Genomic DNA, 25975 nt, shown 5'->3' with positions numbered 1-25975 from the left:
GGTGTCAGCGACAACAACAGACATCAGCAACAGCGGAAAAACCCACGGCAATGAGGGCCAAGATATGGCCGCTCTTGTTGCCGGTCGCTGCGTGCATGGCCGGAAGAGTACCAGAATTGACGAAGACTGCCTGATGGGGGCACATGGTCCGGGCTGTCGCGGTGTCGACGAACTCAGCGCGCCAGCAGCCACATGATGACCACCAGGACCAGCAGGGCGACCAGCGCCAGCGTCACCCGCGACCGCGGCATCTGGTTCACAAAGGCTCCTCGTTCTTGTGCAGCGCCCGGCGTAGCAGCCGGATGCCGTTTCCGAGCGCGCCGTCCAGGACCACGGCGATCCCATAGGCCAACACCAGCACGACCGGCATCACGATGGCGGTTTGGGCAACGAAACCGAGCCCGGACAGCCACAGCTCGACGCCGTCCCACCAGCTCAGGAATCCACCCACGAGAACCACAGTAGTGCGGCCGTATTCGGTGCCACCATGTAGTCATGTCCACCGGATGCGTGATCGTCGGCGGCGGGCCGGCCGGGATGATGCTGGGCCTGCTGCTGGCCAGGGCCGGAGTGGACGTCACCGTGATGGAAAAGCATGCCGATTTCCTGCGCGATTTCCGCGGCGACACCGTGCACGCCAGCACTCTGCGCCTGCTCGACGAACTCGGGCTCGGTGATCGCTTCGCCGCGCTACCGCACCGGCTGATCGAATCGCTGCGCCTCTCGGTGCAGGGAGTCCCGGTCGAGGTCGACCTGCGCCACCTGCCCGGCGCACACCAACACATAGCGCTGGTGCCGCAATGGGATTTCCTGGAGTTGCTCGCCCGAGCGGCGCAACAGGAGCCGACCTTCACGCTGCTGCGCCACAGCGAGGTGCTCGGGCCGCTGCGCCAGTCCGGCCGGGTGTGCGGCGTGCGCTACCGCGATGAGCACGGCACCGAACGCGAGCTCCATGCCCCGCTGACGGTGGCCTGCGACGGCCGGGATTCGACACTGAGATCGACAATGGGATTGGTGCCCAGGAGTTTTGGCGCACCGATGGATGTGTGGTGGTTCCGGGTGCCGCGCACCGAAGCCGACCCGGCAGGCCTTGCCGGCGCGATGGGGGCCGGCCACGTGGTGGCCATGATCGACCGCGGCGACTATTACCAGTGCGCGTTCGTCATCCCGAAGGGATCCGATCAGCGGCTGCGCTCCGAGGGTATCGAGTCACTGCACCGGCGGGTCACCGCGGTGGTGCCCTGGATCGCCGACCGGATCGACTCGGTCACCTCCTTCGATGACGTGAAACTGCTTGATGTGCAGTTGAATCGGTTGAGGCGCTGGTACGCCGACGGGTTGTTGTTCATCGGTGACGCCGCACACGCGATGTCACCGGTCGGTGGGGTGGGCATCAATCTGGCGGTCGCCGACGCCGTGGCGGCCGCTCGCCTGCTCGCCGCCCCGTTGCGTTCCGGTGCGGTGACGACGGGCCAGCTGCGGCGCGTGCAGATCCGCAGGTGGCTGCCCACCGCGCTGGTGCAGGCCGCGCAGAAGACCGTGCACAACCGGGTGATCGCCGTCGCAGTCACCGAGGGCGCCCCGGTGCAGGCACCGGCCGCCGTGCGTGTGGTCGGCCGGGTTCCGCTGCTGCGCAGGATCATCGGCTACGGCGTGGCGATCGGCCCGTTACCGGAGCACATACCGGCGTTCGCCCGGCGCTGACACCGGGGTCCCGGCGACTAGACGGCGGCGGATTCTGCACCCATGATGGGCGACATGGTTCTGGAACACACCAAGCACGATCCGACGCCGACGCCGTTCACGGCATCGGCTCCCATCGCCTACGCCCCGTCCGGAGCCCTGCGAAACCCGTTCCCGCCCATTGCGGATTACGCGTTCCTGTCCGACTGCGAGAACACCTGCCTGGTCTCGTCGGCGGGAGCAGTGGAATGGATGTGCGTGCCGCGCCCCGATTCGCCCAGCGTCTTCGGCGCCATCTTGGACCGTGGCGCCGGTCACTTCAAGTTGAGCCCGTACGGCGTCTCGGTGCCCTCGGCGCGGCGTTACCTGCCCGGCAGCCTCATCATGGAGACCACCTGGCAGACCCATACCGGCTGGATGATCGTGCGGGACGCGCTGGTGATGGGTCCCTGGCACGACACCGAGACGCGCTCACGCACCCACCGCCGCACCCCCACCGACTGGGATGCCGAACACATCCTGCTGCGCACCGTGCGCTGCGTCAGCGGCACCGTCGAGTTGGTGATGAGCTGCGAGCCGAACTTCGACTACGGCCGCAGTCCGGCCACCTGGGAGTACTCCTCCTCGGCCTACGGGGAGGCGATCGCGCGCGCCAGGAAGGATCCCGAGGCCAATCCGACGCTGCGGCTGACCACCAACCTGCGCATCGGCCTGGAGGGCCACGAGGCCCGCGCCCGCACCCGGCTCACCGAGGGCGACAAGGTATTCGTCGCTCTCAGCTGGTCCAAACACCCTGCGCCGCAGAACTTCGAAGAGGCCGCGGACAAGATGTGGAAAACCAGTGAGTCGTGGCGGCAGTGGATCAACATCGGCGACTTCCCCGACCATCCGTGGCGGGCCTACCTGCAGCGCAGCGCGCTGACGCTGAAGGGCCTGGTGTACTCCCCGACCGGCGCCCTGCTGGCGGCCAGCAGCACGTCGCTGCCGGAAACCCCTCAGGGAGAACGCAACTGGGACTACCGCTATTCGTGGATACGGGATTCCACCTTCGCGCTGTGGGGTCTGTACACGCTCGGGCTGGACCGTGAGGCCGACGATTTCTTCTCGTTCATCGCCGACGTGTCCGGGGCCACCAACGGCGATCGGCACCCGCTGCAGGTGATGTACGGCGTGGGTGGGGAACGCAGCCTGGTCGAAGAGGAACTGCACCACCTGTCCGGCTATGACAACGCCCGGCCGGTACGGATCGGCAACGGCGCGTACAACCAGATGCAGCACGACATCTGGGGCACCATGCTGGATTCGGTGTACCTGCATGCCAAGTCGCGTGAGCAGATGCCCGAGGCGTTGTGGCCGATCCTGAAGAACCAGGTCGAGGAGGCCATCAAGCACTGGCGCGAACCCGACCGCGGCATCTGGGAGGTGCGCGGCGAACCGCAGCACTTCACCTCCAGCAAGATCATGTGCTGGGTGGCGCTGGACCGCGGGGCCAAACTGGCCGAGCTGCAGGGTGAGAAGAGCTACGCCCAGCAGTGGGGCAAGATCGCCGAGGAGATCCAGGCCGACATCCTGGCCCACGGCGTGGACGCCCGCGGCGTGTTGACCCAGCGCTACGGCGACGACGCACTCGATGCGTCCCTGCTGCTCGCGGTGCTCACCCGGTTCCTGCCGTCGGACGATCCGCGCATCCGGGCCACCGTGCTGGCCATCGCCGAGGAACTCACCGAGGACGGGCTGGTGCTGCGCTACCGGACCGACGAGACCGATGACGGCCTGTCCGGCGAGGAGGGCACCTTCACCATCTGTTCGTTCTGGCTGGTGTCCGCGCTGGTCGAGATCGGTGAGGTCAGCCGGGCCAAACGGTTGTGCGAGCGGCTGCTGTCGTTCGCCAGCCCGCTGCACCTCTACGCCGAGGAGATCGAGCCCCGCACCGGACGCCACCTGGGCAACTTCCCGCAGGCGTTCACCCACCTGGCGCTGATCAACGCGGTGGTGCACGTCATTCGCGCCGAGGAAGAGGCCGACAGCACCGGCGTCTTCCAGCCCGCGAACGCGCCGGCCTGACAGGTCGGATCAGCGCGCCGCGAGCGTGATCTCGAAGTCGATGACGGTCGGTGCGGGCGTGGCCAGTGCGACCGGCGTCAGCCGCTCATCGTCATGGGCCACGCCGGTGATGACCCGCCCGCCGAAGCCGTCACCGGCGGCGGGAATGCTCGCGGTGATCGTCATGGGCGTGCCCGGCAGCTGCCCGCGCAGATAGATGTCGCTGCCGGGAGTCACCGGCCCGGTGATCGGCGCACCGTCGGCGTCGACGATCGTTCCGGCGGATGCGGTCAGCACGGCGGCATCGGTGGCGTGGAATCCGAACGGACCGGCGATGCCCGCGGTGTCGACGACGGCGCGGTCGGCGGTCAGCCGTGGCACCACGGTCAGCCGGCGCGCCGCGCGCGCGCCGGCGACCAGGTGGTCATACAACGCGACGACCCGCTCGGCGTTGCGGTAGCGACGAGCCCCGTGCAGCGTGAACGTCACCTCGTCGATGTCGACGCCCGTTCCGAGGCACGCCTCGGAACCCAACTGCAGGCGATAGAAACGGTAGCCGCGCTGCGCCCGGCCGGGCCGGGCCTCCGACGTGGTGGTGCCGTAGCCGAGGCTGCGCCGGTGGCGACCCCGACCGGCGGGCACATTGAGACCCGAGGCCGCGACATCGCGCCACCGCACGCCGTCCACCGACTTCTGTAACACCAGCGAGACGGCCGTCTCGGCACCCAATTGCACTGTATAGCTGGCTATTTGGGGCTCACCGTCGAATTCGAAGGTGATGCTGCCCGGCGCTGCGACGGTGGACACCGGAACGTCGAGTGGGCGGTTGTCCAACTCCAGACCGTTGGTGAAATGCCAGATGGCGGCCTGGGTGGCGGCGATCGCCTCATGGTCGGCAAGGTGCGCCTGCCCGCTCAGATGCCCGGCGGCGCGCACCCGGCGGCTCAACTCGGCGGTGCCCAGCGTCGGGAACGAATTACGGATGATCCAGTCCACCTCCGCCTCGTACGCACGGGCCGACGCATTGGGCACCGCGGACCAGTTGGCCGGCCGGTACCGCGACGGCCGGGTCGGCGCCACGCCCGCGAAGTCCAGCGAATATGCGTCGATATTCGGGTTGAGGCGGATGAGATCGGTGCGGGCGGTGCTGCCATCGGCGAACACCACGGTGTCCACCGTCGACGAGTAGGTACCGCCGCGGTACCTCGTCATCCGGGGGATGTCGGCAGTGCGGCGCACCGAGCGGCGAACCGTGACCGGGGTGCGGGCGGGGGTGTGCAGAGCAAGAGCAGGCATTGCAATTGGCTTTCTGAAGGCTGTGAGCAGCGCGTATTCCGCACACCGCCAGAGAAGGGCGGGCAGAAACGCAGAGGGCCGGCGTCAGAAAATCAACAACAACAACAATGCATCACGAGGCAGCGCGCGAATGCGGCGCGCTGAGATCCGTCGTGAGCCATGCGGCCACCATACGTCAAGTCCGCCGAAACACCAGCCCGAGCGCTTTCGGTTCGCGGTGCGCGCTAAGGCTGTGCCGATCGTTTTCAGGCCGTATCGTGGCCGCCGCACCACACAACAGAAACCCGTCGGAGGTAGCACCATGACGTCTGCCCAGAACGAATCTCAGGCGCTTGGCGATGCCGCTGCACGGCAACTCGCCAACGCCACGAAGACCGTTCCCCAGCTCTCCACCATCACCCCGCGCTTCCTCCTGCACCTGCTCAGCTGGGTGCCCGTCGAGGCCGGTATCTACCGGGTGAACCGGGTCGTCAACCCCGACCGGGTGGCGATCCATGCGGATGAGGGCGCAGGCACCGACGACCCGCTGCCCGAGACCTACGTCGACTACGAGACGAGCCCGCGCGAGTACACGCTGCGGTCCATCTCCACCCTGCTCGATGTGCACACCCGGGTCTCGGACCTCTACTCCAGCCCGCACGACCAGGTTGCCCAGCAGCTGCGGCTGACCATCGAAACGATCAAGGAACGCCAGGAATCCGAGCTGGTGAACAACCCGGAGTACGGCCTGCTCTCGCAGGTCACCCCGGAGCAGACCATCCAGACCCTCGGCGGCACCCCCACCCCCGACGATCTCGATTCGCTGATCACCAAGGTGTGGAAGACGCCGGCCTTCTTTCTGACCAACCCGCTCGGGGTGGCCGCGTTCGGCCGGGAAGCGACCCGGCGCGGTGTGCCGCCGCCAGTGGTCAGCCTGTTCGGCGCCCAGTTCATCACCTGGCGTGGCATCCCGATCGTGCCCTCGGACAAGGTGCCGGTGGTCGACGGCAAGACGAAGTTCATCCTGGTCCGTACCGGCGAGGAGCGCCAGGGCGTGGTCGGCCTGTTCCAGCCCGGCCTGGTCGGCGAGCAGGCGCCGGGTCTGTCGGTGCGGTTCACCGGCATCAACCGGTCGGCCATCGCGTCCTACCTGGTCACGCTGTATTCGTCGCTGGCCGTGCTGACCGACGATGCGCTGGCGGTCCTCGAGGACGTCGGAGTGGACCACTTCCATGAGTACAAGTGAGCACGAGTACCGCTCGCTGGATGCCGAAAGTGACCTGCCGATAAGCGAAGCCGAACTGTCGGCGCTGGCCTCCCAGCTGTTCGCGACGAGCATCCGGCCCGGTCCGGACAGCCCGCCGGCGACCACCCAGGTGGCCCCGCGCGGCGTGGCCCCGGACGTCACCACGGCGACCTCCGCGGGTTCCACCGCCGCGGGCGCCGCCCATCCGGGCACCCCGGCCCAATTCGTGTCGGTACCGGAGGTCAACATTCCGGCACCGACTTCGCCTGGGCCCGAGGGCATTCCGCCGGGCGTCGCTCCCGTCGCGCCGCGCGGGAACGCCGCGAGTCCGGTGTCGCCGTTCGGTGGCCTGGAGGCGTTCGCGGTCCCGAAGGGGCTCGTGCCGACAGCACCGGGTGTGTTGGCGGCTCCGCCGTCCGCTCCCCCGTCGCCGCATGGGTCGGCACCCACCTGGCCGGGAACCGTGCCCGATGTGCCGCATCTGGGGTGGACGGGTGCCGCGCCCGCGTCGCAGGACGCCGACAGTTACTACTTCCTGTCCGGCCCGGAGAATGCTTCCCCGCCCGTGCCGAAGCTGCGCGATGACCACGAGATCTTCGATGTCGACGCCATCCGCGCCGACTTCCCGATCCTGCGCGAAACCGTCAATGGCAAACCGCTGATCTGGTTCGACAACGCGGCGACCACCCAGAAACCGCAGGCCGTCATCGACCGGCTGGCGTACTTCTATGCGCACGAGAATTCGAACATCCATCGGGCGGCGCACGAGCTGGCGGCGCGGGCCACCGACGCGTACGAGGACGCCCGCGAAGCGGTGCGCCGGTTCATCGGCGCACCGAAGACCGAGCAGATCATCTTCGTGCGCGGCACCACCGAGGCGATCAACCTGGTGGCGTACTCGTGGGGTGGCAAGCATCTGGGCCCCGGCGACGAGATCGTCATCACTCACCTGGAGCACCACGCCAACATCGTTCCCTGGCAACTGCTTTCGCAGCGCACCGGAGCGGTGCTGAAGGTGGCCCCGGTCGACGACGCCGGCAACCTGCTGCTGGGCGAGTTCGAGAAACTGCTCGGGCCCAGGACGAAGCTGGTCGCCGCCACGCAGGTCTCCAATGCGCTGGGCACGGTCACACCGGTGGAGAAGATCGTCGAACTCGGGCACCGCTACGGCGCCCGGGTGCTCATCGACGGCGCCCAGTCGATACCGCACATCCCGATCGATGTGCAGTCGCTCGGGGCGGACTTCTTCGTGTTCTCCGGGCACAAGATCTTCGGGCCCACCGGGATCGGCGTGCTCTACGGCACCGAGGACGCACTCGAGGAGACCCCACCATGGCAGGGCGGCGGCAACATGATCGCCGACGTCACGCTGGATCGTGCCATCTACCAAGGCATCCCGAACAAGTTCGAGGCCGGCACCGGCAACATCGCCGACGCCGTCGGGCTGGGTGAGGCGATTCGGTACGTGGAGAAGATCGGGATCGAACGCATCGCCGCCCACGAGCACGCCCTGCTGGAGTACGCCACGCCGCGGTTGGCCGCCATTCCCGGGGTCCGGCTCGTCGGGACCGCCGAGGAGAAGGCCAGCGTGCTGTCCTTCGTGCTGGCCGGCCACGAACCCCTGGAGGTCGGCAAGGCACTCAACGCCGAGGGCATCGCGGTGCGGGCCGGGCATCACTGCGCCCAGCCGATCCTGCGCCGTCTGGGCTTGGAGGCCACGGTGCGGCCGTCGTTCGCGTTCTACAACACGTTCGACGAGATCGACGTGTTCATCGACGCGGTCCGCCGCATCGCGGAGGGCTCTGCCTGACCGCTGGCCATTTGCGTCTGCTCGCGCCAAAGTATCGGCGGGCAGACCGGTGGCGCGCACCATTGGCGGCATGAGTTATCGCGCCGGAGAACACACATCGCGTCGGGAGATCGACGTCGCCGTCGGCATTCTGGTCGGGTTGCGTGGCTGCTCGGAGCAGGCGGCGTTCGAGGAACTCGTCGAGGTGGTCAACCACACCGGAATCGGCATCGGCGGGATCGCCACCGGACTGGCGGCGCTGGCCCGCGGCGCGTCCTCGGGCGGCCATGACGAGGCTTTCGCCGCATGGGGAGACCTGATCGGCCGCCGTCGCGCGGTGTCCGTCCCCGCCGCATCCTGATGGCGGCACCCGAACCGGTCGTGCTCAACGCATTCTCGATGGATGCCGTCTCGCACGTGAACTACGGACTGTGGCGGCACCCCCGGGATCAGACGCATCGCTACAACACCATCGAATACTGGACCGAACTCGCCCGCATCCTCGACGACGGCCGGTTCGACACCCTGTTCATCGCCGATGCCCTCGTGCTGCTGGACACCCACGGCGGCAACGCCGACGCCTCGCTGCGCACCGGCACCCAGTCGCCGGTGAGCGACCCGCTGCTGCTGGTGTCGGCCATGGCGGCGAGCACATCGCACCTGGGATTCGGGATCACCGTGTCCACCACCTACGAGCATCCCTATCTGCTGGCCCGCAAGTTCAGCACGCTGGATCACCTGACCCGGGGCCGGGTCGCGTGGAACGTGGTGACCTCGCAGCTGGAGAGCGCCGCGCGAAACCTGGGCTTGGACCGCCAGATCCCGCACGACGAACGCTACGAGCGCGCCGACGAGTTCCTCGATGTCACCTACAAGCTGTGGGAGGGCTCCTGGGAGGACGACGCCGTCGTGCGGGACCACGCCCGCGACGTCTACACCGACCCGGCCAAGGTGCACGGAATAGGGCATCACGGACGGTTTTTCACTGTCCCCGACGCCCATCTGTCCGAGCCGAGTCCGCAGCGCACCCCGGTGCTCTTCCAGGCCGGCGGTTCCCCGCGCGGGCAGCTGTTCGCCGCCCGGCACGCCGAGACGGTGTTCGTCGCCGGGGCCGATGCACCCGGCATTCGACGCAACGTGGACACCATCAGATCGCTGGCCGCCGAGCAGGGCCGCGACCCCGGTTCACTGAAATTCGTCAGCGCGCTGTCGGTGGTGGTGGACGACACCGAGGCCGGCGCGCGGGCCAAACTCGCCGACTATCAGCGCTATTTCAGCGTCGAGGGTGCGCTGGCCCACTACTCGGCCAGCACCGGGGTGGATTTCTCCGGCCAGGACCTGGATAGCCCGATCGGCCACCATCACACCGACTCGAACCGCTCGCTGCTGAGCATGTTCGCCGGCGCCGACCGGAACTGGACACTGCGCCAGGCCCTGGCGCCCGAAACCGGCTTCGGCCGGTCCCACACGCTGGTGGGCACCCCGGGCGCCGTGACCGACGAGCTCGAGACCTGGCTCGCCGACACCGGTACCGACGGCATCAATCTCATCCACATCGTCAACCCGGACAGCTACCGGGACTTCGCCGAACTCGTTGTCCCCGAGTTGGACCGGCGCGGCCGGTTGCGACCCAGACCGACCGGGCATGCCACTCTGCGCGAACGCCTGTACGGGCACACCCGGGTGCGCGACGACCACCCGGCCGCCCGGTACCGCGACGCACTCGAGGTACGGTCGCGCCGGTGAGCGGCGAGACACCTGACATCCGGGTACTGACCACCGATGACGAACTCATCGAGGCGGGCAATATCTTCCGCACCGCGATGATCGGCTTCCCGCCGCTGAACGAACAGCAGCGTGGCCTGATCGGCAAGCTCCTGGAGCCCGGCCGCACCCTCGGCGTCTTCGTCGACGGCCGGCTGGCCGCCACCTCCGATTCCACCACCAGCACCCTCACCCTGCCCGGCGGGGCGAAGGTCAGTCATGCCGCGGTCACCCACGTCGGGGTGCTGCCCTCCTACACCCGCCGCGGGATCGCCCGCGAACTGCTGCGCCACCAGCTGCGCGATATCGCCGACCGCGGTGAGGTGGTGGCCTCACTTCGGGCGTCCGAAGCCACCATCTACGAGCGATTCGGCTACGCGGTGGCCAGTAGCACGGCCACCATCGAGGTCCGCACCGACCGGGCGGGCCTGCGTCCCGGTGTTGCGCCGGGTGGCCCGGTGCGGCTCATCGACCCGGGTCGGGAATGGGATGTGCTACCGCGGATCTATGCGGCCAACCGTGGCAATCGCGCCGGCACGATCGACCGCAATGCCGCCTGGTGGCTGAACCAGCAGCTGCGGGCCGAGGCGAGCCCGGCCGCCAGATACGTTGCGGTGCACGGACCTGCCGGGGACGAGACCGGATTCGTGCGCTACCACCCGGTCGACACGGACGCCTGGTTCGTCAGCGACCAGCGCACCGTCGTCGTCGATGATCTCTTCGCCCCCTCCGAAGAGGCCTACCTGGGACTGTTGCGTTTCCTGCTCGATCTCGATCTGGTGGACCGCCTGGTGTTCAGCCTCGCCCCGGTCGACGACCCGCTGCCGTGGCTGCTGCACGACCGCCGGGCGGCTCAGGTCACCGGCCTGCGGGACGAGACCTGGCTGCGGGTGATCGATGTGGCCGCCGCCCTGGGCAATCGCAGCTACGCCGGGACCGGCACCGTCACCGTGCGCATCGAGGACCCGGTGCTGACCCGGAACACCGCGACCTACCTGATCTCTGCGGAGGGGGCCGAGATCACCACTGCCCCCGCCGATCTGGAGGCGGATGTCGCGGCGCTGGGGGCTGCACTGCTGGGCGGCACCCGCTGGAGGGATCTGGCGTTGGCCGGCCTGGTGCGGGTGCGCAACGCGGCGGCGCTCGCGGCCGCCGATGAGCTGTTCGCGGTGGCGCAGGCACCGCATTCCGGCATTTATTTCTGAGTCGGAGAATAACTTCCGGCTGAGCCAAACCGGTGGCCGCGCAGGCTGGTTGGCCGATCATGGTTCCCATGATGGTGCGCGATGGCTCTGTTTGAGATCACTGAACTCGCCGTCACCCTGCACACCGGAAACCGGGCCACCGGCCGGCGAGCCGTGCGGGCCGTCGAGTCCTTCAGCTTCACCGTCGAGGACGGGCAGACACTGGCCATCGTCGGGGAATCCGGCTCCGGCAAGAGCGTCTCGCTGCTCGCGGCCACCCGGTTGCTCGGCCCGGATGCCGATGTTTCGGGCGCGGTGCGCTTCCGGGACCGCGACCTGCTGGCGTTGAGCCCGCGGGATCTGCGACGCACACTGGGCAAGGACATCGGTTTCGTCTTCCAGGATCCGCAGAGCAATCTGCATCCGTTCAAGACCATCGGCGCACAGATCGACGAAGTGCTGCGCATCCACCGCTACGGTGACCGGCGGGCCCGTCGCCGCCGGGTCATCGAGTTGCTCGACGAAGTCGGCATCGCCGACCCAGAGGCCGCGCACGGCAGCTACCCGGCCGAATTCTCCGGCGGGATGCGCCAGCGGGTGATGATCGCCATCGCGATCGCGCTCAACCCCGCGCTGATCATCGCCGATGAGCCCACCACCGCACTCGATGTCAGTGTGCAGGCCGGCATCCTGCGTCTGCTCAGCCGTCTGCAGCGCGATCATGGCACCGCCATCGTGTTCGTCAGCCACGATCTCGGTGTCGTGCACCAGATCGCGGACACTGTCGCCGTGGTGCGCGACGGCAGGGTCGTCGAGCAGGGCCCACGGGACCGGATCTTTCACTCCCCGCGGGAGGACTACACCCGCGAACTGTTGGCGGCGTCCCGGTTGCATGACGTCACCACGGTCGCGCGACGGTCGACCGTGGAGCGCGCGCCGTTGTTACAGGTGACCGGGCTGCGCAAGTCCTACCGGGACCGCACGCGCGCAGAGCGCCGGACCGTCATCGACCAGTTGGACTTCACCATCGGCCGCGGCGAGATCGTCGGTCTGGTCGGCGAATCCGGCTCCGGCAAGTCGACGGTGGGCCGGATCGTGGCCGGCCTGCAGTACGCCGACGCCGGCGACATCACGCTGGCCGGTGCCCGCTACCCCACCGGGGTACACGACGGGGTACCGCCACTGGACAGGGCCACCCGCCGCGCGGTGCAACTGGTGTTCCAGGACCCGTACTCCAGCCTCAACCCCCGCCGTACCGTGGCGCGATCGCTGGCCGAGCCGCTGCTCGCCCAGGGGGTGGACCGTGCACAGATCGGCCCGAAGGTCGCCGAAGCGGCCGATGCCGCCCGGCTGCCCGGCATCCTGATGGACCGTCATCCCGCCGAACTCTCCGGCGGACAACGCCAACGGGTGGCCATCGCCCGCGCGCTGGTGCTGTCCCCGCAATTGATCGTGGCCGACGAGGCGCTGTCTTCCCTGGATGTCACCACCCAGGCCGAGATCATCGAACTCATCGGTCGCCTCGTCGGCGAGCACCAGACCGCGTTCCTGTTCATCACCCACGACCTGGGGGTGGTGTCCTCGATCGCCGAGCGCGTCATCGTGCTGGGCCCCGACGGTGTCGAGGAAACCGGTGACACCGCAGACGTTTTCACCGCACCACAATCGGCATACACCCGCACGCTGCTGGACGCGGTACCCCGGGTGCAGGCGCACGCCTCATGAGTCAGCTGTTGATGCGGCCCGCCGCCGGGCCGCCCCCGCCCGCCCGTGGCCGGCTGCGATCCTTCTTCGCCGATCCCGGCCTGGTCGCCGGTTCGGCGCTGGTCGCCTTCGTGGTGCTGGCCGCGCTGGCCGCACCGGTGATCGCCGCCCTGGTCGGGCACGGACCCAACGACCAGTTCCCCGACGAAACCCTCGACGCGGCAGGGCTGCCCATCACCGGGGGGAACGGTTTCCTGCTGGGCGCCGACGGCAGCGGCCGCGATGTCTTCATCCGGACCCTCTACGGTGCCCGGGTCTCACTGGGTATCGGGATCCCGGCGACCACCATCGCCATGCTGGTCGGCGTCCTCGTCGGTCTGATCGGCGGCTACTTCGGCGGCCGCATCGACGCCGTGCTCTCGGAGGTCACCAATATCGCCCTGGCGTTCCCGTTCCTGGTGACCGCGCTGAGCGTGGTCACCCTGAACCGGGGCACCGCGGGCAGCACGCTGATCGATCCCGTCTTCGTGGTGATCGGCGTCGTGGCACTGTTCTCCTGGACGTATTTCGCCCGCCTGGTGCGCAATTCGGTGATCGAGATCAAGTCCAAACCCTTTGTGCTGGCGGCCGTCGGGGCCGGCAGCTCGCACACCAGGGTGATCGTCCGGGAGATCCTGCCCAATATCGCGCCGACGGTCATCATCTACTGGGCCGTGCAACTGCCGATCAACATCATCGCCGAGGCGTCGCTGTCCTATCTCGGGGTCGGCATCAAGGCGCCGACACCCAGCTGGGGCACGATGATTGCCAACGCGCAGGATTCCGCGCTGTACCAGCCGCAGCCACTGATGCTCATTGCCCCCGCCACCGCGCTGTTCATCACCGTCCTCGGCTTCAACGTGCTGAGCACCCGGCTGCGCAGCCGCTTCGATCCGGGGTCGGTCGGCTGACATGACCCAGACCCGCTTCATCGCCTGGCGGCTGTCCCGGATGAGCCTGACCGTGTTCGCGGTCGTGCTGATCACCTTCGGGCTCACCAAGATCGCCTACCAGAATCCGGGCCGCATGCTGGCGCCCGAGAACGCCACCCAGGAGACCGTCGACGCGATCACCCGCAGCCTGCACCTCGACGACCCCTGGTATATACAGCTGTGGCACTACGTCGTGCGCGGCCCGGACATCAAAGGCACCGCGAGCGGTCTGTTGAATTGGCCGCCGAGCCTGGGCTATTCGTACCGCGAGCAGCGTCCGGTCACCGGGCTGATCCTGGAGAAGCTGCCCGTCACGGTCAGCCTGGCGGTCGGCGCACTGGTGGCCTGGGTCGCGTTGTCGGTGCTGTTCGGCGTGTACGCCGCGCGACGCCCCGGCGGCTGGTTCGACACCGTCACCTCCGGGATCTCCTATCTGTTCCTGTCGGTGCCGACCTTCGTCACCGGCGTCATCCTGCTGTTCGTCTGCTACTACCAGCTGTCCCTGGCCGGGGTGAAGTTCTTCCCCAGCGGCGGCTACGTGGCACTCACGACATCGCCGACGGAATGGGCGCGCCACCTCCTGCTGCCGTGGCTGACGCTGGTGATCGCCCAGGTCGGCCTGTTCCAGCGCGTGGTACGCGCCTCGGTCCTGGAGGTCGCCGGCAAGGACTACATCCGCACGGCACGCGCGAAAGGGGTCGGCCCACAAGGGGTGTACTTCGATCATGCGCTGTCGGCGGCGCTGAATCCGATTCTCACCCTCGGGGCCATCGAATTCGCCTCGATCCTCGGCGGTGCGATCATCACCGAACAGATCTTCGGCCTTGACGGTGTCGGACGGCTGGCCGTCAGTGCCGCCAACAGCGGCGACGCCCCCGTGGTCATCGGCTGCACCCTGCTGGGCGCGGTCATCTTCGTCGTCGCCACCTCGGTCGTCGACATCATCACCCACGCCCGCAGCGGCAAGTAGAGGAGCGTCACCGTGAGAATGTCCAAACGGTCCATCGTCGCCGTAGCGGCGGCCGCCATGCTGGCGGTCGCCGGCTGCGGCACCGGCGCCGAACAGCAGACCCCGACCGACCCGGCCCAATTGACCGGCGGGACACTGAAGGTCGCCTCGGTGGGCGATGTCGACGCACTCGATCCGCTGATCGCGTACTCCGCGGAATCCTGGCAGGTGATCCGGGCCACCACCCGCCAGCTGGTCACCTACGCCGGCAACAAGGAGAGCATCGGCGCCGACACCGAGGTGGTGCCCGACCTCGCCGAGAGCTGGGATATCAGCCCGGACCGCAAGACCTACACCTTCCACCTGCGTGACGACATCAACTTCTCCGGGGCCAGCACCCGGCCCATCACCGCACAGGACTTCGTCTACGCGGTGAAGCGTTTCCCGGACCCCAACGCACAGGTGAGCGCCATCACCTATTACAACGCGCTGTTCGACGGCTTCACCGAATACTCCGACGAGTTCGCCAAGGTGCCCACCGGGGATCTCGGGGCGGTCAAGAACTTCATCGACACCCACGAGATCAGTGGGCTGAAGGCACTGGACGCCAAGACGTTACAGCTCACCCTCACCCAGCCGGCCAGCGACATCCTGGACATCCTGACGCTGAACTTCGTCACCCCACTGCCCGAGGAGGTGGTGTCGAAGTACTACGCCGACAGCCTGGAGTTCCGCAAGAACTACGTCTCCAGCGGCCCCTACTTCATCGAGTCCTACGACCCGGGCAAGCAACTGACGCTGGCCAAGGTTCCCGGCTACAACGCCGAGGGTGATCCTCGAAAGGCGTACGCCGACAAGATCGTCTTCGACACCACGGTGGCCTCCCCCGACGCCGCCTCCCAGCAGCTGCAGACCGGCACTGCCGACATCGCGCTGTACGTCCGCGCCTACCCGGCCAATGTGATCGCACAGTACAAGCAGACCGATCCCGATCACCTGCACAAATCGGCCAGCGGCTCGGCGATCTTCGTCAGCTGGAACAACCCGGCCGAACCCAAGACGCCCGCCCAGGAGGCGTTCAAGGATCTCAAGGTGCGCCAGGCTTTCAACTACGCGCTGAACCGTGCCGACGTGGTGCGCGGGTTGGGTGGCCCCGACGCCGCGATTCCCAGCAACGAGATCCTGACCTCCACGATCGTGGGCTACAACGACGAGAACCTTTATCCCACACCCGAAGACAAGGGTGATCCGGAAAAGGCGAAGGCCTTGCTCGCCGAGGCCGGGAAGCCGAATCTGACCGTGAACGTGGCCTACCGGACGACCCCCGAGTTCGAGAAGATCGCCACGTCGGTGCAGGCCGCGGCGAAGCGGGCAGGTATCGACGTCAAACTGACACCCATCCCGGGTGACGGCTGGGGCGCGTTCAGCTCATTCCTTGCCGACAAGTCCAAACTGGATCAGTGGGATCTGGCGATCACCAACTGGACCCCGGACTGGCAGGGCAATAGCGCCCGGATGACGTTGGGCGGCTGGCTGGATTCGGAGTTCGCGCCGGGTGGCACCTGGAACGGGGTGACCTACGACAACCCCGAACTCAATGCCGCAGTGACGCGGGCGTTCGCCGCCGAAGACCCGAAGGCGGATTGGCAGCAGGCCAACCGGATCGCCACCGAAGACCTGGCCTGGTTCCCGCTGATCGAGCGGGTGAAATCGGTGCCCACCTCCGATCGGGTGGTCAACTGGACCTGGCAGTCACTCGGCAACAGCGGCGATATCACCAATATCGCGGTCACCGGGTAGCTCCGCTCCGTCGAGCCGATCCCGCGCCACCTAGAAAGGCGGGGGGTCGGCCTCCTGGTACGCACGGTTGAGCGCCCTCTCGTGGGCTATTCGGTAGGCGCGGTTCTGCGCTCGGGTGCGGGAGCGTTTCGGTGCGGCGAGTTCGCGATGCGGGCCCGGCCTCGGCATGGTGGTCGGCCCCAGTTCCGCCGTGCGCACCGCGAACTGCGGGAAGAACAGGGCGCCGTCGGGCATGGTGGTGTACACACGACCATTGGGAGCGGTGATCGTGATGGTCCCGTCGGGATGCTGCTGATCGGTCCAGCCGCCAGGACCACAGTGGAAAGTCTTGATCAGGTGGTGAATTCGGCAATACAGCTTCGTGTTTGACGGATGCGTCGGCCCGTAGGGCCACGGCACGGTGTGGTCGATATCGCATCGTCCGACGGGGACGTTGCAACCGGGCCAGCGACACGTCAGATCACGGCACCCGATGAAGTCGGCGAGCTTGCGCGAGGGTTGGTAGCCGCCCTCGATGCCGAGATCGGCCGCGATGGGCACGGGCCGCACCTCGGCGTGCGGGACCATCTCCTGGATCTGCTCGGCGTGCACGACGCCGTACCCGGGGATCAGCGCCGCCTTCGGCGATGCGCCGGTCACCGTTGCCTGTTCGGCGAGCACATGGATCACGATGTGTCCCTTGGACACCTCGTTGTCTGCGGCCGGGCAATCCTCGCGTCCGCAGAGGCACGGGATGCTCTTCGCGCCGAGGCTCAGCGGCTCGACGGCATCGGCGCGGCGCTCCTGAAACGACCGCGGGTCATCCGGGCACACCGTGCGCGCCAAGGCATCCAAGCCCTGGTCGAAGACCGTACCCTTGGCGGCATCGACGCGGCCGTGAATCTCGACCATGCCGTCGCCGACCGGTTCGACAGTGATCCCACGCTGCTGCCGCGCCTGCCGTGCCCGCCGTACGGCCTCGGGGTCCACGTCGACGACCATCCAGTCGACCAGCTCAGCGATCCGCTCATCGGACAACGCATTCCACGAGGGCGCCGCCTCGGCCAATTGCGCATCGATGACCGACATGACGTCGTCATCGGTGATCAGCGCCGTGCGATGCAGGATGACCCGCAACACCCGCAGATCCACCGCGCCGGTGGCGAAGACCGCGGCGAAGGCCGGCAGCCGGGTGAGCAGGTCGCGGCCCTGGGTGATCAGCGTGCAGGCCCGGCCGCGGCTGATCCCGAGTTCGGCACCCAGCTCGGCGGCGACCAACTCCCAGTCATCGACGATGAGATCCTCGAAGCTGTGGCCCAGCTCGGCCATCCTGGCCTGTGCAAACTTGCCGGCCTCGATCACCTTGAGCGCAACGGCCTGACGTTCGGCCCGTAGTTGATCGCGGGTGGCATCAAGGTGGGAGGCGACACACAGGATCTCGAACATGTGTTCGACTATGCCAGGCGGGTCCGACACATTATTTTGTGTCGACCGCCCGGCGCCCGCGGTCAGCGACGCCGGGCGAGCAACCAGGCCTGGCCGTCGCCCTCCCCAGCCGCGGTCTCGTCGAGCGTCGAAAACGCGGTGCGCAGTTCCCCGGGGGTGGCACGGAACCGCCCAGGTGCGGCGCCGACCTCGCTGAGCACACAGATGGCCAGCAGCCCGCCGGGCGCGAGCCGCTCGATGATCTGCCCGTCGAGTCGAGCGTCGCGAAACTTGTGGCACAGCAGCAGACTCACCGGGTCACCGGGAGGCAGACCATCGTCGAGGTCGACGGCCTCGAAACGCGCCGTGACACCGGCCTGTTCTGCCAGAGCACGCGCCCGGTCGATGGCGACGGTGGAGACGTCCACGCCCTGCACGTCGAGGCCGCGCTGGGCCAGCCACACCGCTGCCGCGCCTGAGCCGCAGGCGATCTCCAGTGCGGTGCCGGTGCGCGGGAACAGATGCGCGTGGTCCCTGAACACCGCAGGCAGACCCGGTGTGGGCGCGGCGTCGCGGTCGGTGTACGCCGCGTCCCAGCGGGTGCGGTCCTGCTCGCTCACAGGACCCACCCTAGGACTAGTTGCCCTGTCCGCCGCGGCCGAGTGCGGCGAGGTTGGACACCGGGTCCTTGCCGTTGATGAGGTAGTCGCCGAGGATGCGCGCCTTGTAGACCCGCGGGTTGTGCGAGGCCAGGGTGCGCGCGTTGCGCCAGTGCCGGTCCAGGCCGCGCTCCACCGACACCCCGGAGGCGCCGAGCGCATCGAAGACCGCGGTGGTGGCGCGCAGCGCGGCAGCGATGATGACCAGCTGCGCCTGGGTGACGGCCACCTCGGCCTCGACCAGACGCCGCTTCGCGTTCTGCTCGTCCCCGTGGATCCGGTCCAGTGCCGCGCCGGCCTGTGCCAGTGCAGCCTCGGCGGCGAACGCGTCGGCGGACACCTCGCCGATGACGGCGAGCAGTTGGGCGTCGTCGGATGGCACCTGGGCCAGCCCCTGCGGGTAGTTGCGCTTGCGTCCGGTCAGCGCCGTCGACCCGTCGCGCAGCGCGGCCCGGGTGATGCCGGTCAGCACCGACAGCATCGCGGTCTGATAGAAGTGGCCCTGGTAGGCAAAACGTTCGGCGGCCGGGAACACGTCACCGCGTTCGGCGCGCGCGTTCTCATAGCGGGCCGTGCCGCTGGCGGTCGTGCGCTGCCCGAAGCCATCCCAGTCGTCCAGCAGCGTGACGCCGGGATCATCGGCGCGCACCAGCGCGGTCAGCAGCTCACCGTCATCGCCTCGGCCGAGCACATCGAGCCAGTCGGCGTAGAGACTGCCGGTGGCGTAGAACTTGGCGCCGGTGACGGCGAAGTGATCACCGTCGGTCTGCACGGTGGTGACCAGGTTGGCCAGCGTGACATTGTTCGCCTCGGTCCATCCTCCACCGACGAACTGGCCGCCGAGGAAGCGTGCGATCCAGGCGTCGTTGGCCTCCGAGACCGTGGCGTTGAGCCGGTCCTCGACAAAAGCGAGGTGGTTGCGCCAGATGTGGGCGACGTTCGCGTCGGCGGTGCCGAGATCGGCCAGCAGCAGGAACACCTGTTGCAGCGACGCGCCCCAGCCACCGCGGTCGGTGGCGATCCGCAGGGTGCCGAAGCCGGCCTCGTTGAGCAACTTCACCTGCTCGTGCGGGAAGACGCGGTCACGTTCGCGTTCCAGGTTGCCCTCGGCGATCTTGGCGAACACCGGCGCGAAGTGCGCCCGCAGTTCTTCGAGGTCCGCGGTGGGCGCGCTCAGATAGGTTGTGGCGGTGCTCATCTGATTCCTGTCGGTGCATCGATGCGGTAGGCGAACTGGTGCTCGACGGCCTGGTAGCCGAGCCGTTCGTAGAGGATGTGGGCGTTGCTGCGGTTGTGGATGTCGGTGCCCAGCGACGCCAGGCTCAGGCCACGACGCAGCGCGGCCAGCCAGATCTTGCGCAGCAGGAACTCCGCGATCCCGCGCTTGCGCTGGTCCCTGCGCACCCCGATGTAGTCGGTGTGGGCGCTGCGTTCCTCGCGGTCACCGTCGAGATGGGTGTAGGTGGAGCCCAGCACGTAACCCACCACCTGGCCGTCATCGTTCACCGCGGCGTTGCTGAAATCTGCGGTGAAAGACCGGCTTTCGATGTGGTGAGCGAAGATCTCCGGCGTCTTGGACATGTTGCCGAAATGCTCGAGGAAGGTGGCGTACTGCAGTTGGCGCACCTGTTCGAGCAGGTCCCGCTCGATCACCTCCGGCCAGCTCAACAGGGTGAGCCCGTCGATCTCGGCACGATCCAGCGCATCGGTGTCCTCCCCGGCGAGATCCTTGCGGGTCCGGATGAACTGTCCTTCCTGCCGGGCTCCGCGCGCCACGAGCGCATCGATCGCCGGCTGCTGGTCCGTGCCGATGAAGCTCCGCAGGTACGCCCCCGGGATGTCGGCGGATTCGGCCAGGAACCGGTCCACGGTGGCGGCGACGACCCTGTCGACCAGCGGCGTGGGGGTGGCCGGGGCGAAGACGAACTCGGCCCCGATCTCGGGTTCCAGGCCGTACGGCTGGTGCAGCACCGCGTAGCCGCGGACGCGCCCCGTCTCGTCGCGGACCACCGGCACCGCACCGGGGAACACGCCGTCGAGTTGTTCGGCGATATCGCGGGAGTCCGCGGCGAACTTGCGGCCCGCGATACCCGCGGTGGTGGCCAGGAAGTCCGCGATGTGCGGGTGGTCGACCGCGGTGGCGGCCCGGACCGTCCAGGTCTTCTCCGAGACCGACACGCTCATGGCGCGACCGGTTCCTTGTCCTGCCGTGCCTCCGGGTCACCGTCGGGGTCGGGGGTATCGTCGCGATGCTCCAGCACGTCGACGATGCCCTCATCGACCAGACGCTGCTGCTCGGCATCCGACAGGGTCTGGATGGTGCCGACCCGCTTGGCCACCTCGGGGTTGGTGAACTTCAGGTACCAGTACCAGAGCAGACCGACCAGCAGGATGCCGCCGAAGATGAACGGCAGGATGTTGAACGGGAACTCGGGCACCGGGTAGAAGTTGCTGAAGATCACGTAACCCAGGGCCAGGGTCGCGGCCACGGACACGAGCAGCCGCAGCGGGGTCAGGGCCCGTATCTTGTGCAGCCAGATCGGGGTGGCGATCACCACGAGCAGGTAGCTGATCAAGAAGCCCCAGGTGGCGACGTAGCCCCCGTAGACCTCGAAGACCAGCCGGCCCGCCGAGCTGATGGTGGCCACCGCCGAGAACAGGAACGCCAATATCCCGATGAACACGATGCCGACCCACGGGGTGCGGTGTGCGGGATGCACTTTCGCGAACGCGCTGGGCAGCGCGCCCTCGTGGGCGAAGGTGAACAGCGAGCGGGCCGCAGCGGTGGTCACCGCGGTGACGAACACGATGAAGGCGATCGCGACGGCGCCGCTCATCACGTGATTGATCCACGACACGTTGGTGGCGTCGGCCAGTTGTGGCAGCACCGCCTCGTCACCGTTGATGCCCTCGAAGAACAGCACCTGCGGGTAGGTGGCGACGATGTAGAGCACACCGAGCAGGATCACCACCCGCAGCAGTGAGCGGGCGATGGTGCGGTGTGCGTCCTTGGCTTCCGCGCCCAGGGATGCCACACTCTCGAATCCCGCGTAGGAGCCGACGGCCGACACTGCGGCGATGAAGGTGGCGCTGGTGCTGAGGTGCCCGAGATCCCACTGCTCCCAGTCGATCCGCCAGCCGTAGGTGGCATAGGACGCCACCACGATGACGAGAATGGTGGCCACCGCGATGATCTCGAAGATCAGTTCATACCGCGCGGCCAGCGAGGCCCCGCGGTACGGCAGGTACACCCCGACCCCGACGATGAGCACCACGAGAATCAGCTTGAACCAGGTGGCCTCCGACCCCAGTCCGAAGGATTGCAGGAACGAATCCAGATAGAGGACGCCGCCGAGGGTGCCGGTGACGGCGAAACCGATGTAGCCGACCAGCAGACTGAAGCCGGCGGCATAGGCGAATCCCGGGCCGAGACCATTGCCGGTGTAGGTGCCCAGCGAGCCGGAGGACACCGTGCGTTTGGCCTGAAAGCTGATCGTGGTCGCGATCAGGATGACGATGACCAGGCCGATGATCACCGCCCACGCCGCGCCCTTGCCTGCGGCCAGGAACAGCATGAACGGCACGGAGGCCACGGCCACGCTGGGCGCCGCAGCGGCCAGGCCCTGGGCGAAGACACCCCAGAAGCCGAGTGCGTCGCGTTCGAGGCCGTGGTCTTCGATCTGGGACAGCGGTCGACCCCCCAGTTCGACCCGATTCGGTGTGGCCATGATGCCGCCTTCCTGCCCTGTGCATCATGAAATCTTCTGACGCGCAGTTGTTTAAAGAGATATTGATGTCACGATGACGATGCCTGAGAATGCTCTCAGACATCAGCTATCGGATCGACGCGATTCTTTTACCAACCGGAAACCCGCGCCAGGGTGGTCATCGGGCAGCAGCGCCGCCCCTCCGAACAGCCGCTCCCGCAGCGTGGTCGCCTCGCCGGCCTCGCGGGCGCGCCCACGGCGACGCAGTTCGGGGATCAGGTGATCGGCGACATCGGCGAAGCTGCCGGGCGTGACGTGATAGGTGATGTTGAAACCGTCGATACCGGTGCTCTCGGCGTAGGCCTCCAGTTCGTCGGCCACCGTGCCAGCGGATCCGACGAACAGTTGCCCGCCGAAACCGCCGAGCTCACCGACGTAGTCGCGCAGGGTGATCCGGTGCCGGTCCCCGGCCCCGTCCACTGCGGCCAGAATGGATCGACTGGCGTCGGTGTCGAACTGTTCGATCGGGCGGTCCACCCCGTACTCCGACCAGTCCACGCCGCTGAGCGCCGACAGCAGCACCAGGCCCGCTTCCAGGTCGTGATACTTCGCCAGGTCGGCGGCCTTGGCGCGGGCGGCGGAATCCGTGCTGTCGGTGACGATCTCGACGGAGGTCAGGAACTTGATCGAGTCGGGCCGGCGCCCGTGGGCCACCGCTCGCCGGCGGATGTCCTCGATATTGGCCCGCAACACCTGTGGGCGCGGGTCGCTGGCGAAGACCAGTTCGGCGTTGCGCGCCGCGAATTCGCGCCCTGCCGGGGAGGTGCCGGCCTGGAAGAGCACCGGGGTGCGTTGCGGCGAAGGTTCCACCAGATGTGCTCCGGGCACCTGGAAGTACGTGCCCTCGTGACCGATGGCGTGGACTTTGGCGGCGTCGGTGTAGATGCCGCGGTCGCGGTCGCGGAGCACCGCGTCCGCCTCCCAGGAGTCCTCCCACAGCTTGTAGGTGACCTCGAGGAATTCCTGGGCCATCGCGTAGCGCTCGTCGTGCGGGATCTGCCGGTCGCGCCCGATGATGTTGCGGGCCGCGCTGTCCAGCAGCGAGGTGACGATGTTCCAGCCGACCCGGCCGCCGGTCAGATGGTCCAGCGTGCTGAACTTGCGGGCCAGCAGGTAGGGGCTCTCGTAGGTCGTCGACACCGTCACGCCGAAGCCCAGATGGGTTGTCGCGGCCGCCATCGCCGACACCGCGAGCAGCGGATCGGTGACCGGTGTCTGCACACCACGGGTCAGGGCGGCATCGGCGTCACCGCCGAACACATCGAGCTGTCCGACGGCGTCGGCGATGAACAGCGCGTCGAAGCCACCCGCGTCGAGCAGTTCGGCCAGCGCCACCCAGTAGCGGATGTCGGTGTACCGGGAGGTCTGGTCCTCGGGGTGGCGCCACAGCCCGAAGTTGCCGTGCGACACCGTGGACATGGTGAAGGCGGCGAGCACGAACGGATCGGTCACGCCGGCACGTCCAGGCCGAGGTGCGAGCGCAGGGTGGTGCCCGTGTACTCGTGACGGAACAGCCCGCGCTTGCGCAGCACCGGCACCACCTGTTCGACGAACAGTTCCTCCTGGCCGGGCAGTCCGCTGTCGCGCAGCACGAAACCGTCGGCGGCGCCATCGGTGAACCAGTCCTCGATCTGGTCGGCGATCCGCTCGGGGGTGCCGACAACCGAGGCGCCCCAACCGTTCACGGTCTTGTACAGGAACTCCCGCACCGTCGGGTTACCGTCCGCGGCGAGCGCCCGATAGCCGGCGAGCGCGGTCTGGTGGGTTTCGGTGCTGTCCGGGAATGCCGAGGCGGGCACCGGGCCGTCCAGGTCGGCTCCAGTGACATCGACGTCCACCTCCAGCAGCCAGCCCGCCTGATACTCGGGGCTGAAGTACTGGTACTCCTCGCGTTCGGCGCGCTGCGCCTCGTCCTCGGTGGACCCGATGACATACCGCAGCGAGGGGGTGATCAGCGGCGGCGTGGAGCGGCCCAGGGCACGGGCTTCGGCGTGGATCTGCCGGTAGAACTCCTGGCCGCGGGCCTTGTTTCCGTGGCTGGTGAAGATCACCTCGGCGTGGGTGGCCGCGAATGTCCTTCCGGTGTTCGATGATCCGGCCTGGAAGATGACCGGCCGGCCCTGCGTCGAGCGCGCGGCCCCGATCGGGCCCTTCACATCGAAGTACCGGCCGTGGTGCTCCGGTACTTCGATCTTGCTGACATCGTTGAAGACTCCGGCGGCCCGGTCCTCCACGATGGTGTCCTCGGACCAGGAAGCCCAGAGCTTCTTCACCACCTCGATGGCTTCCTCGGCCACCCGATACCGCTCATCGTGATCGACGACACCGCGGGCGCTGAAGTTGTCGGCGGCCGCTGCTGCGAAGCTGGTGACCAGGTTCCAGCCCGCCCGGCCCAGGCTCAGGTGATCCAGCGAAAGAAGCTGACGGGCAAGGTGGTATGGGTGTTGCAGGGTCGCCGACCCGGTGACCACCAGGCCGATCCGCTCGGTGACCGAGGACAGCGCCGCCGTGGCCGTCAGCGGTTCGAAATCCTCGGTGGTCTTGTAGGCCCAGGTGGCCGGCGGACCGTAGTTGAGGCCGTCGGCGAAGAACAGCGCGTCGAAGGTGCCGGCCTCGGCGGTCTGGGCGTGGCGGATCAGACGTCGGCGCACACCTGCGGTGCTGTTGTCGACGTCGGGGTGCCGCCACGGCCCCGCCGACCGGGTGTTGCCGAAGGCCAACAGATGCACTTCACGAGTCACTGCGGCGACGGTACCGACGTTGCCACGAGGTGAAACGGGTTAAACGCGTCGAGAACTCAATCCCGGTACGCGGCCAGCACTTCGACGGTGCGGGCCTGGGTCTGCGGATCCCCGATCGTGAACCCGCTGAACTCGGTGGCGCCGGCAGCCGCGAACCGGCGCAGCTGGGCCAGCACCGACTCCTCGTCGCCGAACACGCAGATGTCGGCGACGTCGTCGACGCCTTCGCGGTCCAGCATCGCCCGGTATGCGGGCAGGTCACCCGGATTGAACATGCCCGCGATCTCGGCGCGCGCGGCCGCCACATCCGACGTGACGCTGACCGGCAGGCCGACCACCACCTGCGGGGAGGGTCTGCCGAACCGCTCGGCCGCCGCGCCGATTCGCGGAACGATGTGACTGTCAACGACTTTCAGCCCAGTCCAGGCGGTCACGGTGCCCTCGGTGAGTTCGCCGGCCAGATCCAGCATCCGTGGTCCCAGCGCCGCGGCGAGGACCGGCGGCGCGGGTGCGCCGGGCAGCCCGAACTGGCCGACCGCGGTGATCCGCGCACCGTGGTGATCCACCGGTTCGCCGCGCAGCGCCGGTCCCAGCACCTGCAGGTACTCGCGCAGATAAGCGGCCGGCGCGTCGTAGTCATAGCCGAACACGTCGGTCACCAGGACGCGGTGGCTGACACCGATCCCCAGGATCAGCCGGCCGCCGGTGGCGGCCGAGACCGTCAGCGCCTGTCGTGCCAGTGCCAATGGATGCTGGGTCTGGGCCACCACCACCGCGGAGCCCAATTCGACCTGCGGCACCGCCGCGCCCGCCAGGCCCAGCGTGGTCAGCGCGTCCCAGCCGGCCATGTCCGGGGACGGCGGCAACTGCGGGAACCACACCCGCGGAAATCCGGCGCCGGCGGCGTGGCGCACAGCCTCCAGGACGCCGGGGAACCCGGTGGGATCGGGTAGAACGGTGAGACTGATTTTCATGGCGGGAACACCTCGATATGAT

The 25975-nt window shown here is 68.0% G+C and carries 22 protein-coding genes; 11 read left to right on the top strand and 11 right to left on the bottom strand.

The window, feature by feature from the left end:
- Positions 1 to 4 precede the first annotated feature (4 nt).
- Positions 5 to 97, bottom strand: coding sequence for an Ms4533A family Cys-rich leader peptide (locus ASE48_RS33885; protein WP_369320892.1), 93 nt, complete (start codon positions 95 to 97; stop codon positions 5 to 7).
- Positions 98 to 256: 159 nt separating this feature from the next.
- Entirely contained in the window at positions 257 to 451 is a 195-nt protein-coding gene (locus ASE48_RS24100; RefSeq protein WP_057169672.1) for a hypothetical protein, read from the bottom strand.
- Between the two features lie 44 nt (positions 452 to 495).
- Here ASE48_RS24100 and ASE48_RS24095 point away from each other — a divergent pair, with 44 nt between their 5' ends.
- Together ASE48_RS24095 and ASE48_RS24090 are read left to right on the top strand one after the other, a co-directional pair.
- Positions 496 to 1704: an FAD-dependent oxidoreductase gene (locus tag ASE48_RS24095; protein ID WP_057169671.1), complete on the top strand. Its 1209-nt coding sequence runs from the start codon at positions 496 to 498 to the stop codon at positions 1702 to 1704.
- A gap of 54 nt (positions 1705 to 1758) precedes the next feature.
- The gene (locus tag ASE48_RS24090; protein WP_057170008.1) at positions 1759 to 3747 is read left to right on the top strand and encodes a glycoside hydrolase family 15 protein; all 1989 of its coding nucleotides are present in this window, start codon (positions 1759 to 1761) and stop codon (positions 3745 to 3747) included.
- A gap of 9 nt (positions 3748 to 3756) precedes the next feature.
- On the opposite strand, the gene ASE48_RS24085 is transcribed toward ASE48_RS24090, so the two are convergent.
- Entirely contained in the window at positions 3757 to 5022 is a 1266-nt protein-coding gene (locus ASE48_RS24085; protein ID WP_057169670.1) for a thioester domain-containing protein, read from the bottom strand.
- Between the two features lie 301 nt (positions 5023 to 5323).
- Between ASE48_RS24085 and ASE48_RS24080 the strand changes: the two genes are divergently transcribed.
- The 9 genes from ASE48_RS24080 (at position 5324) to ASE48_RS24040 (ending at position 16408) form a co-directional block, all read left to right on the top strand.
- Positions 5324 to 6247, top strand: coding sequence for a family 2A encapsulin nanocompartment shell protein (locus tag ASE48_RS24080; protein WP_057169669.1), 924 nt, complete (start codon positions 5324 to 5326; stop codon positions 6245 to 6247).
- Positions 6234 to 8057, top strand: coding sequence for a family 2A encapsulin nanocompartment cargo protein cysteine desulfurase (locus ASE48_RS24075; protein ID WP_057169668.1), 1824 nt, complete (start codon positions 6234 to 6236; stop codon positions 8055 to 8057). The genes ASE48_RS24080 and ASE48_RS24075 overlap by 14 nt, the downstream gene beginning before the upstream one ends.
- A 70-nt stretch (positions 8058 to 8127) precedes the next feature.
- On the top strand, positions 8128 to 8397 hold the full coding sequence (locus ASE48_RS24070; protein ID WP_057169667.1) for an ANTAR domain-containing protein: 270 nt from the start codon (positions 8128 to 8130) through the stop codon (positions 8395 to 8397).
- Positions 8397 to 9782, top strand: a complete 1386-nt coding sequence (locus ASE48_RS24065; RefSeq protein WP_057169666.1) for an LLM class flavin-dependent oxidoreductase — start codon at positions 8397 to 8399, stop codon at positions 9780 to 9782. Before ASE48_RS24070 ends, ASE48_RS24065 begins: the two co-directional genes overlap by 1 nt.
- Positions 9779 to 11005 carry a GNAT family N-acetyltransferase gene (locus tag ASE48_RS24060; protein ID WP_057169665.1) on the top strand — a complete coding sequence of 409 codons (1227 nt, stop codon included), beginning with the start codon at positions 9779 to 9781 and terminating at the stop codon, positions 11003 to 11005. The genes ASE48_RS24065 and ASE48_RS24060 overlap by 4 nt, the downstream gene beginning before the upstream one ends.
- An 81-nt stretch (positions 11006 to 11086) precedes the next feature.
- Positions 11087 to 12709 (top strand): dipeptide ABC transporter ATP-binding protein, encoded by a 1623-nt coding sequence (locus ASE48_RS24055; protein WP_057169664.1) that lies wholly within the window; start codon positions 11087 to 11089, stop codon positions 12707 to 12709.
- Positions 12706 to 13638, top strand: a complete 933-nt coding sequence (locus ASE48_RS24050; RefSeq protein WP_057169663.1) for an ABC transporter permease — start codon at positions 12706 to 12708, stop codon at positions 13636 to 13638. The genes ASE48_RS24055 and ASE48_RS24050 overlap by 4 nt, the downstream gene beginning before the upstream one ends.
- Before the next feature lies 1 nt (position 13639).
- A complete protein-coding gene (locus ASE48_RS24045; protein WP_057169662.1) occupies positions 13640 to 14629 on the top strand; it encodes an ABC transporter permease in 990 nt (329 codons plus the stop codon).
- Positions 14630 to 14647: 18 nt separating this feature from the next.
- Positions 14648 to 16408, top strand: a complete 1761-nt coding sequence (locus tag ASE48_RS24040; RefSeq protein ID WP_235571503.1) for an ABC transporter substrate-binding protein — start codon at positions 14648 to 14650, stop codon at positions 16406 to 16408.
- Positions 16409 to 16438: 30 nt separating this feature from the next.
- Here ASE48_RS24040 and ASE48_RS24035 read toward each other — a convergent pair whose 3' ends face one another.
- The 8 genes from ASE48_RS24035 to ASE48_RS24000 all read right to left on the bottom strand — a co-directional run bounded on the left by ASE48_RS24035 (position 16439) and on the right by ASE48_RS24000 (position 25953).
- Complete coding sequence (locus ASE48_RS24035) at positions 16439 to 17833, bottom strand: HNH endonuclease signature motif containing protein (RefSeq protein ID WP_057169660.1); 1395 nt, start codon at positions 17831 to 17833, stop codon at positions 16439 to 16441.
- A gap of 62 nt (positions 17834 to 17895) precedes the next feature.
- Entirely contained in the window at positions 17896 to 18432 is a 537-nt protein-coding gene (locus ASE48_RS24030) for a class I SAM-dependent methyltransferase (RefSeq protein ID WP_057169659.1), read from the bottom strand.
- A gap of 16 nt (positions 18433 to 18448) precedes the next feature.
- Positions 18449 to 19669: an acyl-CoA dehydrogenase family protein gene (locus ASE48_RS24025; protein ID WP_057169658.1), complete on the bottom strand. Its 1221-nt coding sequence runs from the start codon at positions 19667 to 19669 to the stop codon at positions 18449 to 18451.
- Positions 19666 to 20655, bottom strand: coding sequence for a GNAT family N-acetyltransferase (locus tag ASE48_RS24020; protein ID WP_057169657.1), 990 nt, complete (start codon positions 20653 to 20655; stop codon positions 19666 to 19668). The genes ASE48_RS24025 and ASE48_RS24020 overlap by 4 nt, the downstream gene beginning before the upstream one ends.
- Positions 20652 to 22202: an APC family permease gene (locus ASE48_RS24015; protein WP_442928761.1), complete on the bottom strand. Its 1551-nt coding sequence runs from the start codon at positions 22200 to 22202 to the stop codon at positions 20652 to 20654. The genes ASE48_RS24020 and ASE48_RS24015 overlap by 4 nt, the downstream gene beginning before the upstream one ends.
- Positions 22203 to 22301: 99 nt before the next feature.
- Positions 22302 to 23690 (bottom strand): LLM class flavin-dependent oxidoreductase, encoded by a 1389-nt coding sequence (locus ASE48_RS24010; protein ID WP_057169655.1) that lies wholly within the window; start codon positions 23688 to 23690, stop codon positions 22302 to 22304.
- The gene (locus ASE48_RS24005) at positions 23687 to 24979 is read right to left on the bottom strand and encodes an NtaA/DmoA family FMN-dependent monooxygenase (RefSeq protein ID WP_057169654.1); all 1293 of its coding nucleotides are present in this window, start codon (positions 24977 to 24979) and stop codon (positions 23687 to 23689) included. Before ASE48_RS24005 ends, ASE48_RS24010 begins: the two co-directional genes overlap by 4 nt.
- A 56-nt stretch (positions 24980 to 25035) precedes the next feature.
- Positions 25036 to 25953: a TIGR03564 family F420-dependent LLM class oxidoreductase gene (locus ASE48_RS24000; protein ID WP_057169653.1), complete on the bottom strand. Its 918-nt coding sequence runs from the start codon at positions 25951 to 25953 to the stop codon at positions 25036 to 25038.
- Positions 25954 to 25975 lie beyond the last annotated feature (22 nt).

It is taken from the genome of Mycobacterium sp. Root265 (assembly GCF_001428895.1).
Taxonomy (GTDB): domain Bacteria; phylum Actinomycetota; class Actinomycetes; order Mycobacteriales; family Mycobacteriaceae; genus Mycobacterium.
The sequence above is the reverse complement of the archived record's forward strand: the minus strand, read 5'-3'. Positions and strand labels throughout refer to the sequence as shown.

What these genes read in the sequence shown, in the direction of transcription:
- ASE48_RS24070 (WP_057169667.1), top strand. Translation starts at nt 8,128, where the DNA reads ATGAGTTATCGCGCCGGAGAACACACATCGCGTCGGGAGATCGACGTC.
- ASE48_RS24040 (WP_235571503.1), top strand. Translation starts at nt 14,648, where the DNA reads ATGTCCAAACGGTCCATCGTCGCCGTAGCGGCGGCCGCCATGCTGGCG.
- ASE48_RS24035 (WP_057169660.1), bottom strand. Translation starts at nt 17,833, where the DNA reads ATGTTCGAGATCCTGTGTGTCGCCTCCCACCTTGATGCCACCCGCGAT.
- ASE48_RS24075 (WP_057169668.1), top strand. Translation starts at nt 6,234, where the DNA reads ATGAGTACAAGTGAGCACGAGTACCGCTCGCTGGATGCCGAAAGTGAC.
- ASE48_RS24065 (WP_057169666.1), top strand. Translation starts at nt 8,397, where the DNA reads ATGGCGGCACCCGAACCGGTCGTGCTCAACGCATTCTCGATGGATGCC.
- ASE48_RS24055 (WP_057169664.1), top strand. Translation starts at nt 11,087, where the DNA reads ATGGCTCTGTTTGAGATCACTGAACTCGCCGTCACCCTGCACACCGGA.
- ASE48_RS24095 (WP_057169671.1), top strand. Translation starts at nt 496, where the DNA reads ATGTCCACCGGATGCGTGATCGTCGGCGGCGGGCCGGCCGGGATGATG.
- ASE48_RS24025 (WP_057169658.1), bottom strand. Translation starts at nt 19,669, where the DNA reads ATGAGCACCGCCACAACCTATCTGAGCGCGCCCACCGCGGACCTCGAA.
- ASE48_RS24020 (WP_057169657.1), bottom strand. Translation starts at nt 20,655, where the DNA reads ATGAGCGTGTCGGTCTCGGAGAAGACCTGGACGGTCCGGGCCGCCACC.
- ASE48_RS24000 (WP_057169653.1), bottom strand. Translation starts at nt 25,953, where the DNA reads ATGAAAATCAGTCTCACCGTTCTACCCGATCCCACCGGGTTCCCCGGC.
- ASE48_RS24045 (WP_057169662.1), top strand. Translation starts at nt 13,640, where the DNA reads ATGACCCAGACCCGCTTCATCGCCTGGCGGCTGTCCCGGATGAGCCTG.
- ASE48_RS33885 (WP_369320892.1), bottom strand. Translation starts at nt 97, where the DNA reads ATGCACGCAGCGACCGGCAACAAGAGCGGCCATATCTTGGCCCTCATT.
- ASE48_RS24050 (WP_057169663.1), top strand. Translation starts at nt 12,706, where the DNA reads ATGAGTCAGCTGTTGATGCGGCCCGCCGCCGGGCCGCCCCCGCCCGCC.
- ASE48_RS24090 (WP_057170008.1), top strand. Translation starts at nt 1,759, where the DNA reads ATGGTTCTGGAACACACCAAGCACGATCCGACGCCGACGCCGTTCACG.
- ASE48_RS24080 (WP_057169669.1), top strand. Translation starts at nt 5,324, where the DNA reads ATGACGTCTGCCCAGAACGAATCTCAGGCGCTTGGCGATGCCGCTGCA.
- ASE48_RS24085 (WP_057169670.1), bottom strand. Translation starts at nt 5,022, where the DNA reads ATGCCTGCTCTTGCTCTGCACACCCCCGCCCGCACCCCGGTCACGGTT.